This is a genomic window from Paeniglutamicibacter selenitireducens, from assembly GCF_051550675.1.
Classification (GTDB): Bacteria; Actinomycetota; Actinomycetes; order Actinomycetales; family Micrococcaceae; genus Paeniglutamicibacter.
The window spans coordinates 230593-246525 of record NZ_JBPULF010000005.1 but is presented as its reverse complement, the minus strand read 5'-3'; the positions used below and the strand labels follow the sequence as shown (position 1 = coordinate 246525).

Annotated in this window: 14 protein-coding genes and 1 pseudogene; 9 read left to right on the top strand and 6 right to left on the bottom strand. The window is 61.5% G+C overall.

Features of this window, described 5'->3' with window-relative positions; all coding sequences use genetic code 11:
* Window positions 1–760 (bottom strand): annotated as a pseudogene (locus tag ACSYDW_RS11450) (IS110 family transposase); the annotation flags it as partial.
* 951 nt (window positions 761–1711) lie between these two features.
* Between ACSYDW_RS11450 and ACSYDW_RS11445 the strand changes: the two are divergent.
* Window positions 1712–3622 (top strand): hypothetical protein, encoded by a 1911-nt coding sequence (locus ACSYDW_RS11445; protein WP_438338862.1) that lies wholly within the window; start codon window positions 1712–1714, stop codon window positions 3620–3622.
* A 36-nt stretch (window positions 3623–3658) separates the two neighbouring features.
* On the top strand, window positions 3659–3841 hold the full coding sequence (locus ACSYDW_RS18965; RefSeq protein WP_497198339.1) for an Rv1352/Rv1906c domain-containing protein: 183 nt from the start codon (window positions 3659–3661) through the stop codon (window positions 3839–3841).
* A 515-nt stretch (window positions 3842–4356) separates the two neighbouring features.
* On the opposite strand, the gene ACSYDW_RS11440 is transcribed toward ACSYDW_RS18965, so the two are convergent.
* A complete protein-coding gene (locus ACSYDW_RS11440) occupies window positions 4357–5427 on the bottom strand; it encodes a hypothetical protein (RefSeq protein WP_438338861.1) in 1071 nt (356 codons plus the stop codon).
* A gap of 381 nt (window positions 5428–5808) precedes the next feature.
* Window positions 5809–6621: an SDR family NAD(P)-dependent oxidoreductase gene (locus ACSYDW_RS11435; protein WP_438338860.1), complete on the bottom strand. Its 813-nt coding sequence runs from the start codon at window positions 6619–6621 to the stop codon at window positions 5809–5811.
* A 99-nt stretch (window positions 6622–6720) separates the two neighbouring features.
* Here ACSYDW_RS11435 and ACSYDW_RS11430 point away from each other — a divergent pair, with 99 nt between their 5' ends.
* The gene (locus tag ACSYDW_RS11430) at window positions 6721–7320 is read left to right on the top strand and encodes a TetR/AcrR family transcriptional regulator (RefSeq protein ID WP_438338859.1); all 600 of its coding nucleotides are present in this window, start codon (window positions 6721–6723) and stop codon (window positions 7318–7320) included.
* 181 nt (window positions 7321–7501) lie between these two features.
* Here ACSYDW_RS11430 and ACSYDW_RS11425 read toward each other — a convergent pair whose 3' ends face one another.
* Entirely contained in the window at window positions 7502–8089 is a 588-nt protein-coding gene (locus ACSYDW_RS11425; protein WP_438338858.1) for a TetR/AcrR family transcriptional regulator, read from the bottom strand.
* Between the two features lie 63 nt (window positions 8090–8152).
* Between ACSYDW_RS11425 and ACSYDW_RS11420 the strand changes: the two genes are divergently transcribed.
* A complete protein-coding gene (locus tag ACSYDW_RS11420) occupies window positions 8153–9148 on the top strand; it encodes an NAD(P)-dependent oxidoreductase (protein WP_438338857.1) in 996 nt (331 codons plus the stop codon).
* 139 nt (window positions 9149–9287) lie between these two features.
* Here the strand turns inward: ACSYDW_RS11420 and ACSYDW_RS11415 are convergent, their stop codons facing one another.
* Entirely contained in the window at window positions 9288–10823 is a 1536-nt protein-coding gene (locus ACSYDW_RS11415) for a hypothetical protein (RefSeq protein ID WP_438338856.1), read from the bottom strand.
* A gap of 301 nt (window positions 10824–11124) precedes the next feature.
* Here ACSYDW_RS11415 and ACSYDW_RS11410 point away from each other — a divergent pair, with 301 nt between their 5' ends.
* The 5 genes from ACSYDW_RS11410 (at window position 11125) to dhaM (ending at window position 14883) form a co-directional block, all read left to right on the top strand.
* Complete coding sequence (locus ACSYDW_RS11410) at window positions 11125–11586, top strand: 2'-5' RNA ligase family protein (RefSeq protein WP_438338855.1); 462 nt, start codon at window positions 11125–11127, stop codon at window positions 11584–11586.
* Window positions 11587–11968: 382 nt separating this feature from the next.
* Window positions 11969–12283: a hypothetical protein gene (locus ACSYDW_RS11405; RefSeq protein ID WP_438338854.1), complete on the top strand. Its 315-nt coding sequence runs from the start codon at window positions 11969–11971 to the stop codon at window positions 12281–12283.
* 180 nt (window positions 12284–12463) lie between these two features.
* On the top strand, window positions 12464–13462 hold the full coding sequence (gene dhaK / locus ACSYDW_RS11400; protein WP_438338853.1) for a dihydroxyacetone kinase subunit DhaK: 999 nt from the start codon (window positions 12464–12466) through the stop codon (window positions 13460–13462).
* A gap of 78 nt (window positions 13463–13540) precedes the next feature.
* A complete protein-coding gene (gene dhaL / locus ACSYDW_RS11395; RefSeq protein WP_438338852.1) occupies window positions 13541–14188 on the top strand; it encodes a dihydroxyacetone kinase subunit DhaL in 648 nt (215 codons plus the stop codon).
* A complete protein-coding gene (gene dhaM / locus ACSYDW_RS11390) occupies window positions 14185–14883 on the top strand; it encodes a dihydroxyacetone kinase phosphoryl donor subunit DhaM (protein WP_438338851.1) in 699 nt (232 codons plus the stop codon). The genes dhaL and dhaM overlap by 4 nt, the downstream gene beginning before the upstream one ends.
* 55 nt (window positions 14884–14938) lie before the next feature.
* On the opposite strand, the gene ACSYDW_RS11385 is transcribed toward dhaM, so the two are convergent.
* Window positions 14939–15835 carry an EamA family transporter gene (locus tag ACSYDW_RS11385; RefSeq protein WP_438338850.1) on the bottom strand — a complete coding sequence of 299 codons (897 nt, stop codon included), beginning with the start codon at window positions 15833–15835 and terminating at the stop codon, window positions 14939–14941.
* Window positions 15836–15933 lie beyond the last annotated feature (98 nt).

Genomic DNA, 15933 nt, shown 5'->3' with positions numbered 1-15933 from the left:
CGTGTAAACCACAGCCGCAGTGACAGGACCAATGCCCGTCTCGTTGAGCAAGGGGGCCGCGGGACTGGCTGCGAGGAGCTCGGTGGTAGGGGAGTTGTTGTCCTTGAGCTCGGAATCAAGCGCGGCGATGCGCTTGGCGAGCCGGAGAGCCTAGGCCCGGGCAGTGGCAGCAGCGGCAAGGGGCTCATCGCGGACGCGCCATTGAGAGATCTCAGTGATCTTGGTATCGGTGAGTGGCCTGCGCGCGTCGACGCCGAGATCAATGGTGCGCAGGAGAGCGGTGAGGGCATTGACCTTCGCGGTGCGCCCGATCGTCATCTGCTCCCGCGCCGAAACCAGGACTCGCAGTGCACACGGACGCCATCGTCGTGTCGGGGATTGCCAGCTGGGATTGTTCAAGCACCAGGACTGATGCGGCGATCGCGGCAGCGTCCAACGGAGCGGCCTTCCCTGCCCCGCGACGTGCTGATGCGTAGACCCGGACCCCGGGTGCTTCCACCACGCGGTATCCAGTCCGTGCGACTGTGCCGGCGAGCAGAAGCCCCGTAGCTTCCGGTCCCTTCGATGGCCCAGAGGGCTGTAAGGTCCCCGCCAGTACGGCGAGATGCCCCGGCGATCGCACGGGTCCTACCCGCATGGTGTTGGGGAATGCTTCGGTGCCCAGATGCGCGCCTTTGGCAGCAAGTACGGCGTAGATATGGGTGCGGGCATGGGTGTCCACTCCAATGACGAACGGATAGAAATGCGCGATGCTGCTCATCACGGCCGAGGGTTCTTTTCTCATAGCGGGCAGATGCTTGTGGCCGCAGTGCGGCCAGCGTCAGCCCGCGTGAAGGTCACCCCGAGGCAGTCCTGTGACGGGCCACAGCCCCCAGGAGGCTGGGCAATCTTCTAAGCCTTAGGTGTGGGCCGGGAAGGCGCCGGCCGCTTCGCTCCAGACGGACAATTCACCCCAAAGGCACCTACATAGGGCCAGGCTTGTGATGAGCCACGACCAGAGCAATGCAACCAGCACTAACCCTGCCAGCCGGTCACAGACCCGCCAATCCAAGACTCACAGGCTTGTGAATAAGTGGAATATCCGACGCCAAGGTCTAAATCATCGCGACTTCCTGCAGCTAATTCCAGGAGGATTCGTCACCTGAGTTCATACCCTAAGACGGGGTTGCAGATGCACTATATGAAAGACCGATGCGACGGTGAGAAGCCTGAGAATGGCGCAAGGAAGCTGGCGAAGGTGGTGTGTACTTCGTCCATGATGCTCAACCATGGGCGGCAGGCCCCTCCGCGCAAGCAGATGAGTCACTAGCAACATCGTCGATCAGCGCGAGTTTGTAAACCAGATGGTTCCGGTGAAGTCCACGGTTTACGAACCAGGATCCCCATGTAAACCTTTCTCATCGTTCTAGGTCTGCTCTATGGGGCGATGGTCAGTATCAGGTCATAATTTTTGCTTAGCTATAGGGCAATTTTTGAAACAGCTCTCTGTTGTACGTGTTTGTGACGGATCGCTCAGCAGGCTCAACTTAGAAAGTTTCGTGCTCATGTTGCGCATTAGCGGAGGTGTCTGTATTGTTCTAAACACATTTAGAAACCAGTTGCACCCGTTTCGAGGGATTCGCTCTGGTTGAGGGCCCCCGGTAAGCCGGGGGTTTTCTTTTTTAACATTCAGACAAGCACTCCCCTAGACTTATGATTTATGTCCCTGGGTTTGAATGTTGAAGAGTCCCCTAATTCTTGCGTCGAACGCAGGCTGCAGTTCTTTATTGACGCTATTGCTGCTGCTTCTAACGAAAAATCGCATTTTGCGCGTTCATCGTCTCCCTATCTAATACCGCTAGTAGCGATCACTGAGGCTATTGAAGCTGTCGAGTCCTACGTTAACGAGCCGAGACTTGCCTACAAAGCAGTGGAGCCAGCATTTTCAAGAGTAAAGTTCTCGCTCGGATCAACAGTTGCTCGCAAATTCATTGCCAATGGTGATTTTGGTGACCTGTTGGTACAGGGACAAGCTCTCAGTTCAAGAAAAGCCAACAGAGACGACAGCGCGTTAATTGCTTACCTCGGTCAATACTCTTCTGATATTAAACGGTCCGCAGAAAAAGCCAGGTCGGCCTGTACAGGCTCTGATGCGTACGCTGCGGAGATTGCAGATTACGTTTGCGAGATCATCAGTGATATTCAACGTAGCGATAAGAGCGCTTACAAGATCCTTGACCGTTCAGCCAAGGAGATGATCGCATTCATCGCCGCTCAGGGCAGAACACCAGAAAGCTTTTTGTCTCGTGTTCGAGCGATTTGGTCACAAAATAACAATTTCGACAATAAGCTTTTTGAATTCAAAAAACTTGTACTTGAAATACCGACAAATTTCCAAGTCGCAGTGGTCATTGATGGCACAGCACGTTCGCAAAAACGTGCACTTGAGAAGCAAGGATTTTTCACGGTAATTCATACCAAACAAATATCTTGGTTGCCTCCTGAAAAGGGTTCCGGATTGCCTCATGTCGCCAATTCTGATTTGGCGCGCTTTTGCTTTAAACACTGGCGTTTGGACAGTACTGTTGATTCTTCTGATTCAGTCAGACTGAACTCCCAAGTTTTACTCGTAAAAGTACAAGCATGGGACCATGAGCAAGCACGCCATGAGGCATTGGATAAAGCCGAAGCTCTTGTCGATTTGATTAATGCAGAGCACCGAGCAATAGGATTCGGTGTCAAAAGGAAAGTAGCTGTCTGGCGAGAGGGCACCAAAGAAGTACGGCAGCTAACCTCTAGTAACGTCCAGGTTCCGTTCACAAGACTGTTAAATATATCCAGAAGTCCAAGTGTGGATCGATCTTTGCGGTTCGCTACACGTGCTGCCACCGAGCGAGCAGGCTCGATGCAAACATTCTTTTCTTGGATCGCTTTGGAATACTTGGGACGAGGGGGCAACCAATCCCCTCAGAACGCGATATCGCGTGCGGTACCTGAATTGGTTTCACTTATGGCAGTAAAACAACTAGTCATAGAAGCTTGGCACGAGCTTACCCACGCGCATGGTCCAGAAAAGCTACCAGCAAGTGTTTTAGAATCCATTCGGCGCCCGCATGCGAGACGCCATGCATCCCCAAATCTTCATGAGTTTAATATGCAAATGTTTGCTCATCTGATGATCTCCGACGGAGATCATGTTGTGGAATTTGCCAAAATTGCACAGATAACGGTTAGCCAAGCCACTAAAGCAATAAGTGATTTTACAAAGTATAAATCGACGCTGTCCCAGTTTTCACAGCATAAACTTCGACAAATCCGAGACATGATGAGAACACCATCCAAGTTGGTTGCCTACATGGATGCGGTAAAAGATACTGCAGATCGCACGATGCAAAGGATGCGATTTGTTCGTAACCAAACTGCACACACGGCGAGTTCAACTAGCACGGAACATCTGGCGCTTTCTAAGGCGTCCCTGATGATTTTGGACTCAGTCTTTGAATCGGTAACGCGCATCCAAAGCAGGCCCGTTGATGCACTCACTCAAATAAGCGGATGGCGTCGCCAAGTACGTTCAGCGATGAATAACCATTCGTCGAGTCATCTGCTTCCTTACGATGCAAGCAAACCATTTCTTCTATGAACTTTAAGTAGAAACGACTAGAGGGTTCTTCGGTTCGTGTATCCGCCCCTCTGTTGCCTGGGGAACCCAAAGGATTGCTACTGGGAACGAAGCACCCCAAACGGAAAAGTCATCGCCAATGATTTCATCAACGATGTATCAGAGGGCGCTGTTGTAAGCGCTCGAAAGGGCGCGGCCACCACGACCGAGCGATGTGGCACATGGGAAGCGACGAAGTAGAAGCTGTTGAGTCAACCGACCGTCGCGCCCAGGCTGCTCGGCTGACCTCTTCAGCTTCACAAGCCGTGGAAGTCTTCCTGGATGTCTTTCAGTTCGCCATGGAGGGGCATCTTGTGAATTCGTCAATATCGTACGCTAGGACTTCTTGGCGTACGATAACGATCGTTAGGAAGACACTGCCCGAGGCACGCATACAGCCCCGGGTTGTAGAGGTTCGCGATGTAGCGCTTGCCGTGAACGCGCCAATGTAATGGCCTCCAGGGTTTGCGATACACAATTCTTACGAAGGCCGGGCCCAGGACTACAGACCGGACAGAACACAGGTCTACGGCTGCACACTTCGGGCGGGAAACCGCGCTGACGTCGGATGTTTTACATTTTCACAAAAGCCCCTATTGCCACGTGCATATTTGTTCCACCTTTTTAGGTCTTCCATGACGCGTATGTTGCGCATTTCGGAGCCTGTGAATTTGAGTGGGATGAACATGTTTCGGAAGCCTATGCCTGTGGATCTCTTAACGGGTCCACCACCCGGAGGGGTAGTAAGAGGGAACCGCATACCGAGGGGGGGCTTTCTCCGCGATATGTCGGGGGTGAGGGCCTCCGACAGGGTAACCAGGATGCCTGGGCGCGTGAAGGTGCTTAGGGAGCCCGCTGCGATTAGCAAAGTGGTTCGTTGCCACAATATTGAACATGGCACCATGAACCCAAGCAATCATGTAAGCCTCGGCAAGTATCGCGGGGATATCGATTCTCAGTTGAGTTAGTTCCAGCCCCTGTTTGTGCCCAGCGACTTTAGGCGCTTGGGCCAAGATCTCAATGACGGAGCGGTCAAATATATCGAAAACCTCTGGCCCAGTTAAGGCACTGAGTGGGATCGTTCTGTCGGAGTTAGGTGCTTTCGTAGCGAACGAAACTTTCAGATCGTCCCGCGCGCGAACAGCCAGACCATGTTTGACTTTGTTGTGATCGGCATTGAATTGTAGTTCGCGGTCAGTGAGAAGGCTGATCGCGAACTCGAGCCAGTCTGAAAAAACATTAGTTGCCGAGACAAGGTTCTCAGTAAGCCCCTGTTGCAGGTCTCTTTGAATGATTACGAGTCGGGTGAAAGTAGCCGCCGCATCATCTGCGGAAAATGGTTCGTGGAGCTGTTCGATTACCTGGTCAAGCTGGTTGGGTCCTGTGGACAGTGTGTCCCAGACACACATGCCCGGTTCGTTCGAATGCTTCAAAAGCGTCGCGGTCAATCTGACAAGTGACTCCGCTGCATGGTGCCGCAGCGCATACGCGTCGGTCGCAACTTGCGTAGTCACCGAACGGTTGGTGTACTCAGGCAGGAAATCCGGCATCTGGCCAAGGAACTTGGCGAACCGTGTGCGCGAACGTCCTGTCGCTGTTTCGGCGCTGTACGTGCCACCTTCGGTGGCATGGATTGTTTTCTCGTTGGGTTTTCCAGCTTCTTCCCACCGCAAGAGCATCGCAATGCGCGCGCGAAAGTACTCGAAAGGGTCAGAGGACAAGAACGTGTCATCTAGTTCTTGTCGTTGTTCTGCGCTCAGGTCAGGACCAACGGGTGGTGGATACATTCAACTAGCGTATGGCCAGAAACTAGATACGGTTGAGCTGCCGCGTCACCGACCTCCAGGCGCCAATCATTCTCATACGCTCATAGCCTCAGCTGTGAAGGGTGAACAGCCCCGAATCGAAAAATATTGGTATTTGTTTCATCAGACCAATACATACGATCGCCGATAACAGCACATATGTAGAGTCGAAGCGCATATCAGAAGCAGTTTGAAGAAGCCTGGCGAACGGCTCCACGAACCAAAACCAAACCCTCCCTGCAGCCATCCTCCATCTGGGTTGGCTGCAGGAAGGGTCATGGCGTTCCAATACCGAGCTATGGTAGCTCGACCCAGGAACTCCTAGCGGATACCGAAAGTGCCTCGCGAGATCGAACCGCTCTTTCAGTTTCCGTTGGGCGTGGCGAGGCGGACACCGCCAAGAACGCGGGCGCTTGTCCGGGCAAGGGCTCGGCGAGAGAGCAGGCGGGTGCTCAGCGCGGTGAGGTGGTTCATCCGACCCGAGACGACGCTCGGACGAGAGTTCGCCCTCGCCAGCTCGCGGAAGGCCGTATCGATCACCTGTTCAGGGGTCTGCTGCCGACCGACCGATGCGTCGCTCGTGCCAACGACATCGAAGAACTCCGTTTTCGTGGATCCAGGGCTCACTGCAAGTACACGCAGCCCTGTCCCCCGAGCCTCGGCCCATAGCGCCTCGGTGAAGCTCAACACGAAGGCCTTGGTCGCGCCGTATACCGCCATGCCCGGTGTCGGCTGGTATGCCGCGGTACTCGCAATCATGATGAGCGCGCCACGACCCTTCAACAGCTGCGGCATGAGGAGCCGTGACAGTTCAACCACCGTTCCCATGTTCAGCTGCATCTCCGCCACCATGCGCTCCGGATCAGCGCTATCGAACGCGCCGTGGCTTCCGAAACCGGCGTTGTTGACAAGAGAAGTGACATGGATTTTGCGTCGTTCGAGCTCCGCATGCAAAGCGTTCGCAGCACCGGTGACACCCAGATCGACCTGAATCACCTCGATGCGCACGTTCGATGAGGCGCGCAGTTCGACCGCAAGCGCCTCGAGCCGGTCGGCTCGTCGTGCGACGAGCACCAGGTTGGATCCGCTCGCTGCGAAGCGCTTGGCGAATTCGACGCCAAGGCCGGAGCTCGCGCCGGTGATGAGCGTGGTTCCCCCACGAAGGTCGAGTGTCATTTTCGGTTCCTTTGGTCGACGCGTTCAATGTTGACAGTGTCACCATTGAACACATCGCCAACCTTGTTGTCAATGTCAACATTCATGTAGGATCCTCGAGTGGACACCCAGCACTATCACCACGGCGATCTGCGCCGAACCCTGCTCGAAGCCGCGGCGGCCAGTATCGAGACCGTAGGCGTTGAAGCACTCTCATTGCGGCAGTTGGCACGCAATGCAGGCGTCAGCCACGCAGCTCCAAGCCGGCATTTCCGCGACAAGCAGGCGCTGCTGGACGCGCTCGCGGAGGACGGATTCAACCGCCTCACTGCATTCCTGCAGGAGGCGACGCATGAGAACGCAGCCACCCCGGCCGCGGTTCGTCGTCGTTTCGACGAGCTCGCGCGCAGCTACGTCACCTTCGCACTCGCCCAGCCCACGCTCCTCTCCCTCATGTTCGGCCTGAAGCATTCACCCGACGCCCGTGCCGAGCTCCTCGCCGCGGGACATGCCTCGATGGAACTCACGATGCGCATCATAGTCGCGGCACAGGAGGTGGGTGCGATCGCTCCCGGCGATCCGCATCGCATCGCACTCGTCGCCTTTGCAACGTTCCATGGAATCGCGACACTCTCCTCCGGAGGCCTCATCGATGGAACTTCGGCCGACGACCTGGTCGCGACGGCCAGCGAGCTCTTGTGGCGCGGTCTCCAGCCGTGAGCAGCGTGAGGGCGTTCCAGCAGTACGCGCATAGTTCCTTGGTGCGCTCTACGCAATGAACGGACCAGCCCGGACCTCTCTCCCCCGTTGTCGCGCGCTAGCTTGCCTCGGGTTCAGGAACCCGCTCGACGCTTTTCCGCCACGCTTGCTCCTTCGCGGCCTACGAGCGCCTCTACTTCGATCACACTGGACGCTCGGCCAGCGCCGAAGCCATGGCGGTAATCTGGGCGACGAGAACGGCGCGCCGCGCATTATGCTCTATGCGGGTGCCAAGCATCAGATCTGAGAGCTGCGGCAGGGTCCAGTATGCGGTGGCAAGGGAGACTACCGTGAGAAGTAGATGGGTGGACTCTTCGACCCCGAGGGATGGGCAGGCCGATTGAATCATGACCGCATTCTCGCGGCATGCAATGGCCCTGGCATCGCGGTCCGCATCGAGCACTCCGCGCTCAAGGCCTTCCCATGCGAGCAGCCGTGGCAATGCAGGGTGATCGGCATATTCGTCGTGCAGGCACCCTGCGAATTCTCCGATGGCGCTTGCGCCATCGCCTTCCAGGGGAACCGCGGTCAAGAAGCACTCAAGGGCGTGTGTGAGTGCCGCGTCGAAGAGCCCCTCCTTATTGCCGAAGTATTGGTAGATCCGTTCTTTGTTGACGCCGGCATCGCGCGCCACGGCGTCAACCCGGGTCCCAGCCAGTCCCCGTTGCGCAAAATGCGCGGTTGCCGCCTCGATGAGCAGTGCGCGTGTTCGTTCGGTATCCCAGGCCATGAATCCAGCCTAATCCAAATTCCAACCGCTTAGTTGGAAATTTGGGGCCCTTGGGTTAGTGTCGTGAAAATACCAACTAAATGGTTGGAAATCGAAGCAGCATCCTGTCGAGAAGTAAATGCGGCAGCGAAGGGGATCGAAATGAAGGCATTGCTCTTGGGCGCCAATGGCGCAGTCGGTGGCCATATCCGAACAGCGCTCCTCGGTGCCGACTACCAGGTGACCGCGGCCGGACGAAGGGCTCCGCAAGATGGCCTCAGCATCGATGTTTCCGGCAGCGATCTGGGAGAGCTGGCGGCTGCAGCACGCGAACATGATGTAACCATCAACGCCTCGGGAGTGGAGAATCCGTATCTGGGCCAAGCCGTAGGCGATAGCACCTTGGTCGATATCAGCGCGAGTTCAAACTACCTCAAGCAACTGCGCACAGCGGCTCCACATGCGTCGATGGTTCTCGGAGTTGGACTGGCCCCGGGCCTGAGCACCATGCTGGCTGCCAGTCTGGACCACGTCCCCGGCGACAACATTGATGTGGCACTCATGCTTGGAGCCGGAGAAAAGCACGGACCGGCCGCGGTCGAATGGACTCAGCGGCTAATCGGCGCTCCGATCGAGGATCCTCCGGAAGGTCATAGGGTAATTAATTTTCGGGGAGCTTCCTCGTTCAAGGACGCTGGCCAGCTCCGGCGCTACCTGCGGGCGGATTTTCCCGACCACCATTTGCTGGGAAAGGATCGCGGGATCCAAGTGAGAAACTACTTCGCGCTCGGATCCCCGGTGGCAACGCGCGCGCTTGCACTGGTTGCCCGCATTCCCATGAGCCGCCGCCTGATTTCAGCGGTGCCGCCCTTCGGGAGCGAACGGTGGTCGATCGTTGTCAAGAATCGCCGGACCGGGCAAACCCGAGAGGCCTCAGGCACTAACCAATCAAGGGCTACCGGCGTCCTGACGGCACGTGCGGTACAAGAGGCGGTTGCCTGTGGTGAATCCGGGACCGTGTCGATGAGCGATCTGCTAAAAGTAGACGATCTTGACCTGCCAGGAATCAACATCAGCTAGCACCGGCGGCGGCATGGAGCCGCAACGGATCATGCCCCGGGCTCCAGGATGCGTCCTTCGGGAAGGTGCACGTCGTTCCCGGCCAGCCGCCGGGCAGGTCAACGACACCGAAGTTTCCTTCCGGACACGTTAGAACTGTCTACTGGTAGGAGACGAACCACGGCTTCGGGTCGATGTCGAAGGTCTGCTCCGGGGTGAATGTCGGGGAATCCTCGTCAATGAAGTTCTTCCACGCCATCCGGATACCCTTGGGAAGGTCCTGGCGCAGGGTGTTCCACGTCCCCATCTTCATCCCCGGGGAGCCGTGGCCGTCGGCGTGCACGACCATCGCCAGTTCGGGGTGCGAGGTGTCCAGCGTGGAGCGGTCACGGATCATGCTCTGCGTGAACTGGTGCAGGATGACGACCTTCTGCGGCAGTTGGTGCTTGCGCGTCAGCTCGGCCAGCCAGTCGTTGGCACGGTTGATCTCGTCGGCATCCACGGATCCGACCTGGACCATGTGCCGCTGGTTGGGCTTGAGCCGCCATTCGGGGTCGTAGGCAAGGCCGACGTTGGGGTAGGTCAGTAGCTTTTCGTACCGCTTGGCCTGTGTCAGGAAGTCGTTGCGCCCCGGCTGCAGATCGAGGACCACGTACACGCCGGCATCCTGGGCGGCCTTCACCCACGTCTCCAACCGCTCCACCGGAACGTAGCTGGAGTATTTCCCGTCATCGCCGGCGGATGCCGAGGCAACTGTCGCAATGATCTCGAAGGCCGGCTGGACCGGTTCCTTGCTGTAGGGCTGGTAGTCCGCGGCGTACTTCTTGGCCAGCTCGATGGCCGCGTCGACGTCCTGCTCGCCGAGCAACCCCAGCGATGCGGTTCCGGGCGTCCCGTACAGTGCAACCATGCGCCGGTCCGGGAACACGAGCTGACCGCCGCCGGGAAGCTGCTTGCCTGCGGCAGCCGTCGCAGCCATGGCGGAAAAGTCTTCTGCCTTCGCGAACCCGTCCCCCACCGCGTACAGGTCCGAGTCTGCGTGGTTCTTGAAGAATTCCTGGTTCTTCGCGGCCCTCGGGTCCGCCGAATCCATGGTGTGCACCTCGGCCCCGGCGGCCTGTGCCGTGGCCAGCGCGGGACCTGCTTCTTCCGCTTCCTTCTCCCCGGAGCGCACGACCACGGCGAAGCCGGGCCCCGTGGTGCCCTCGGCCGCGTCGATCTCGGGCAGGTCGTCTTGCGGTGCATTCCCGTTGACGACTTCCACTCCCCCGACCAGCGATTCGGGGAGCGCTCCGTGGGCAATGAGGGTGCGGGCTCCCAAGCGCTCCAGCTCGGCAGTGAAAGCCTGCTGGTCGGAGGCAGCTTCCGGCGTGTCAGCGGGTGCCACAAGCAGCGGGATGCCCAGTTCGCGGGCCTGTCCTGCGGCGGCGTCCTGCGCACCGTCGACGCCCAGCACCACGACGGCGGGTGCCTTTTCAAAGAACTCTTGGCTTGCCTCCAAGGCCATGTCCTGGGCATCGCCGCCGATCATGCCGACGCCGGGCACGGATTCTGCCAGCACCACGCTGTTCGGGTTTCCCTTTGGCCCGGTTCCAGATGCGGCTCCCCGATCTGCTGCGGTGCACCCTGCCGCGGCCAGAACGAAAGCCATTGAGGACACGGCCACGGCGAGGCGGTTCCTTGATCGAATCGTCATGCGTCTTTCCTTCGTCGACCGTCAGCCAAACATTTCGGCCGACGTCGATTGTGGTTGGTTCCTAGGCAAGCGCTTCGAAACTGTTGAAGCGGCCAGAGCACGGCAGCCACGGAATGCGAGCGGCCACCATGTTCGACCCTAGCAACTTCCTTCCACGGGTTCCTCAACCGCATTGCACCGACGCTTTCGGCAGACGTCGAAGCGGGCCCAAAATCCTGCCAGGAGCAGGTGGCCCGGCAAGCCGGATCGGCGACTCGCCCGGACGGTGACCTGCCCCGGGTTGCTCGCTTATCCTGTGACCATGGGCGCATTTGTCCTGGTTTCCTTCGTCGTCCCCGTGCAGGCGGGTCTGGTCTTCCCGCGGACCAGTTGGCCGCTGCACGTCACAGTCGTGCGCTTCGACACGCGGGACACAGTCACGGCCATATGCGCCCGGCTCGACCAAGCGCTGCCGTCGCTCTTGGGCTTTGGCGTCTGCGTCGGTCCGGACGCGCACTTCGGCCGCAATGGATCCGTGCCGGTATCGCTGGTGGAACCGGAGCCGGCCCTGGAGCTACTTCATGCCGCCGCGCTGGAGGCGCTGGGACCGGAGGCCCACCTGCCCGGGCACCACCATTCGAATTACCGCCCGCACGTGACCCATGCCGCCGAACGTCTGTATCCCGGAGACCGGTTCACGATCAGCCAGGCAGCGCTGGTGGACCTGCGCCCGGACAACGACCCGCGCCTGCGCCGGGTCGTTGCTGTTTGGGAACCGGAATAGGACCCGCGAACCAGGCACTAAAACAGGAAGCGCAACCGGCGAAATACAACCGCGCTGGATCCGACGCACGGCAGGCTGCGCAAGGGTTCGTGGTGTCGTTTTCGAGGCTCACCGGATCAGCTTCCGCCGGCTCGACGGCCGACGATGACACCAGGCTGCCTGCACGCCCCGAAAGTGCCGATGGCGGTGCTTCAGGCGGCTGCGCCCACCGGCGCAAAGGGTCGGGTCACGGCCGCATTCGCGGTTTGCCGGAAGCCTGCCGGCAAGCCCTTTCGGACGCCACAATCGCCCGGAAAACCGCGAATTTGCGGGCTTTTGTGCGAAACTCCCGCCCGACATGCGGCGCTAACACCTCCGCAAAATATCGAAATAGGGTTGAAGCATGGCTACAGAATTCGCAGTGCACAACATCGAAGACCAAACCAGAAACCTCCTCGCCGGACGCGTCCAATCCATCCGCAACCTCGTGACCGCACGACTGCGGATCGCCGAACTCCACTCACAACTTGAAGATGCGGAGCGTGAAGACGCGCGCCTCTACGCCGCGGCACAACGCACCGGCTGGTCCCCCGACGAAATGCGCGAGATGGGCATCGCCGAACCCGCCCAGGGTGCACGCACCGGGAAACGGGCGGCGGCACGAACCGGGTCCATGCACCCCGGCGGCATGGTGCCGGCCTCCCCCGAGGACAACTAGGAGCCCGCGGGAAACGCTGAACGCGCTTCTCCCCGTCCACCAGCGGTGGGCCGGCACACCGGCCCACCGCCACCTCTCCGGCGCACGAACCCCTTCCCCACGTGGGCGCGGGGCGGCTAGGCTGGGCGCAAGTTGCCCCGCCCGGTCCACCGCCCGGCACTCCCACGCTAGGAGAGTTCAATGAAGAAGCTTGTCAACGACCCGAAGAACGTCGTCACCGAGGCGGTCGAGGGATTCGCCGCCGCACATGCGGACATCGTGCGCGCCTCGATGGATCCGGTCTACATCGTCCGCGCCGACGCCCCTTCCGCCAAGGTCGGGATCGTCTCCGGCGGCGGCAGCGGCCACGAGCCGATGCACGGCGGGTTCGTCGGCCACGGCATGCTCGATGCCGCGGTCCCCGGTGCCGTCTTCACCTCCCCCACGCCGGACCCCATCCTCGCCGCGACGGCTGCGGTGGACGGCGGCCGCGGGGTGCTGCACATCGTGAAGAACTACACCGGCGACGTGCTGAACTTCGAGACGGCGGCGGACCTCGCCGGCGCCGACGGCATCGAGGTGCGCAGCGTGATAGTCAACGACGACGTCGCGGTCAAGGACTCGCTGTACACCGCGGGCCGGCGCGGCGTGGCAGGCACGGTGCTCGTGGAGAAGATCGCCGGGGCCGCCGCGCAGCGCGGGGATTCCCTGGACGAGGTGACGGCCGTCGCCGAGAAGGTGAACGCGCAGGTGCGCTCCATGGGCGTGGCGCTGACCCCGTGCATCGTGCCGCACTCGGGGGAACCGAGCTTCACGCTGGCGGAGGACGAGATCGAGATCGGCATCGGCATCCACGGCGAACCCGGGCGCGAGCGGATCAAGCTGGAGCCGGCCGACGCGATAGTGGACCGGCTGCTCGGCCCGATCATCGAGGACCTGCCCTTCGCCTCCGGCGACAAGGTGCTGCTGCTGGTCAACGGGATGGGCGGGACCCCGCAGGTGGAGCTGTACATCGCCTACCGCCACGCCGCAGCGGTGCTGGCCGGTCACGGCATCGAGGTCACCCGCTCGCTGGTCGGAAACTTCACCACCTCCCTGGAGATGCAGGGCATGTCCCTCTCCGTGCTGAAGCTCGACGATGCGCTGACCGAGCTGTGGGACGCGCCGGTGCAGACCGCCGCCCTGCGCTGGGGCCGCTGAGCGGCCGCCGCCGCCGGATGCCGCACACCGCCGACCGCCGACCGCCACCGAACGACAGCAAGAAGAAGGGGAACCGCCATGGGCCTGGGTGTCGACTGGATGACCGACTGGGTGAGGGCGAGCGCCGCCGTCATCGCCGAGCACCGGGTGGATTTGATAGCGCTGGACCGGGACATCGGGGACGGGGACCACGGGGAGAACATGGACCGCGGCTTCTCCGCCGTCACCGCCAAGCTCGAGGCACTGCCCGCCGACGCCATCCCGGCCGACGTGCTCAAGCTCGTGGCCACCACGCTGATCTCCACCGTCGGCGGGGCGGCCGGGCCGCTCTTCGGCACCGCATACCTGAAGGCCGCCGGCGCGGTGGCCGGGCTCACCGAGCTCGACGGCGCCGCGCTCGCCGCGCTGCTGCGGGCCGCCCGGGACGGGATAGTCCTGCGCGGGAAGGCGGAGCCCGGCGACAAGACAATGGTCGATGCGTGGACCCCGGCAGTGGATGCCGCGGAGGCCGCCGTCGGGCAGGACGCATCGCCCGCGGCAGTCCTCGCGGCGGCGGCCGACGCCTCGGAACATGGCGCGCTGGCCACCGAGCCGCTCGTCGCGCGCAAGGGACGCGCCAGCTACCTGGGCGAACGGGCCATCGGGCACCGGGACCCCGGCGCCCAGTCGACGGCGCTGCTGCTGCGGGCAGCGGCGGACACCGCCGCGGGCACGGTGGCACCATGAGCGTGGGCCTGGTCTTCGTCTCGCACAGCGCCAAGATCGCCGAGGGCCTGGTGGAGCTGGCCCGGCAGATGGCACCGGAGGTCACCCTGGTGGCGGCCGGCGGCATGGACGACGGCGGCATCGGCACCAGCTTCGACCTGGTGACAGCCGCCATCGCGCAGGCCGAGACCGGCGACGGCGTGCTCATCCTCTGCGACCTGGGCTCCGCCATCCTCACCGCGGAAACGGCGCTCGACTTCCTCGAGGATGCGGAACGCGCCCGGGTGGCCATCGTCGATGCCCCGCTCGTCGAGGGCGGGGTTGCCGCGGCGGTCGCAGCGCAGGGCGGTGCTGACCGCGACGGCGTAGCTGCGGCCGCCCGGACCGCCGTTCCCGCAGCCGCGGTTCCCGCCGCCGCCTCGCAACTTCCCGCCACCGCCAACGCGCCAACCGACGCCGCCGCGTACTCGCGGGTCGTGAGGATCGTCAACCGCGACGGGCTCCATGCCCGCCCCGCCGCGGACTTCGTGACCCTCGCCGGCACCTTCCCGGCCGAGGTCACGGTGAACGGGGAGGACGCCAAGAGCCTGCTCGCAATCATGGGACTCGGCCTGGTCCGCGGCCACGACGCGGAGATCGCCACCGAGGACCCCGAGGGCCGGGACGCCGTGGACGCCCTCGCCGACCTGCTCGCCTCCGGCTTCGGGGAAGACTGAACGGACCGGGGAGGGTGCAGCCTCCGGGCCATGTCGCCTCGCCGTGGAATGCCCCCTAGCGCCCGTGAACCGCACCCTCGGGTTCTGGCTCGGGGACGCTCCGGGGTCTTCCGCTGAGCCAGATGATGGCGGCGCCGGAGACGATCACCAGCGCAATCCCCAGCAGCGTGGAGAACCCCGGCACCTGGTTCAAGGCCAGTGCACCGATCAGCGCCGCGGCTGCGGGATCGATGGCAAAGAGGGTACCCACGATGCGCGGGGAGGTCAGCTTGGTGGCGACGAAATCCAGCGTGTAGGCCAAGGCAACGCCCAACAGCGCCGAAGCAACAACCGTCAGCCACTCGGGCCCGTCCAGGCGGGGTGCCGCCTGGATCGAGAAAGGCGCTATGACCAGTGCCGCCACGGTGACAGACAGCGCCAGTCCCTGGAGGCCGGGCGTGGTGTCGCCCACGCGTCCGGCCAGCAGCGTGTACGCGCCGAACGCCACGGCCGCACCGAGCCCGTAGGCGATGCCCGGAATGTTGATGCCCTCCAACGGCCCTGCCACCAGGGCAACGCCCAGCAGCGTGGCGACGGGCAGAAGGCGCTCAAGCTTGCCCCGCGCACCCATCGCGGCGATCGCCAGGGGGCCCAGGAACTCGAGGGTCACCGCCGTCCCGAGCGGGACGTGTTCAAGTGCGTTGTAGAGCAGCGCGTTCATGGCTGCCATCGCCACGCCGTAGAGGCAGATGGACGCCCAGGCGCGGCGCCCCAGGCCCCGCAGTCGCGGCCTGGCGATCAAGAGCAGGACCGCGGCGGCAGCGGCCAGTCGCAGGGCGCTGGTGCCCAGGGTTCCGGCCACGTCAAAGAGGTTGCTGGCAAGGACGGATGAGAGTTGGATGCCGATCGATCCGACCAACACACACAGGGTGCCCCAGAGGGCGCGCTTTCGCGGGGAATGATTGAGTAACACTGGATTCCATTTCAGGCAGACCGGATGACCGGTCGTTGACATTGTCAGTCATGCGACAGGTTGCTGCTTGAAACGATGGAGGAACAGCCAGCGGACCC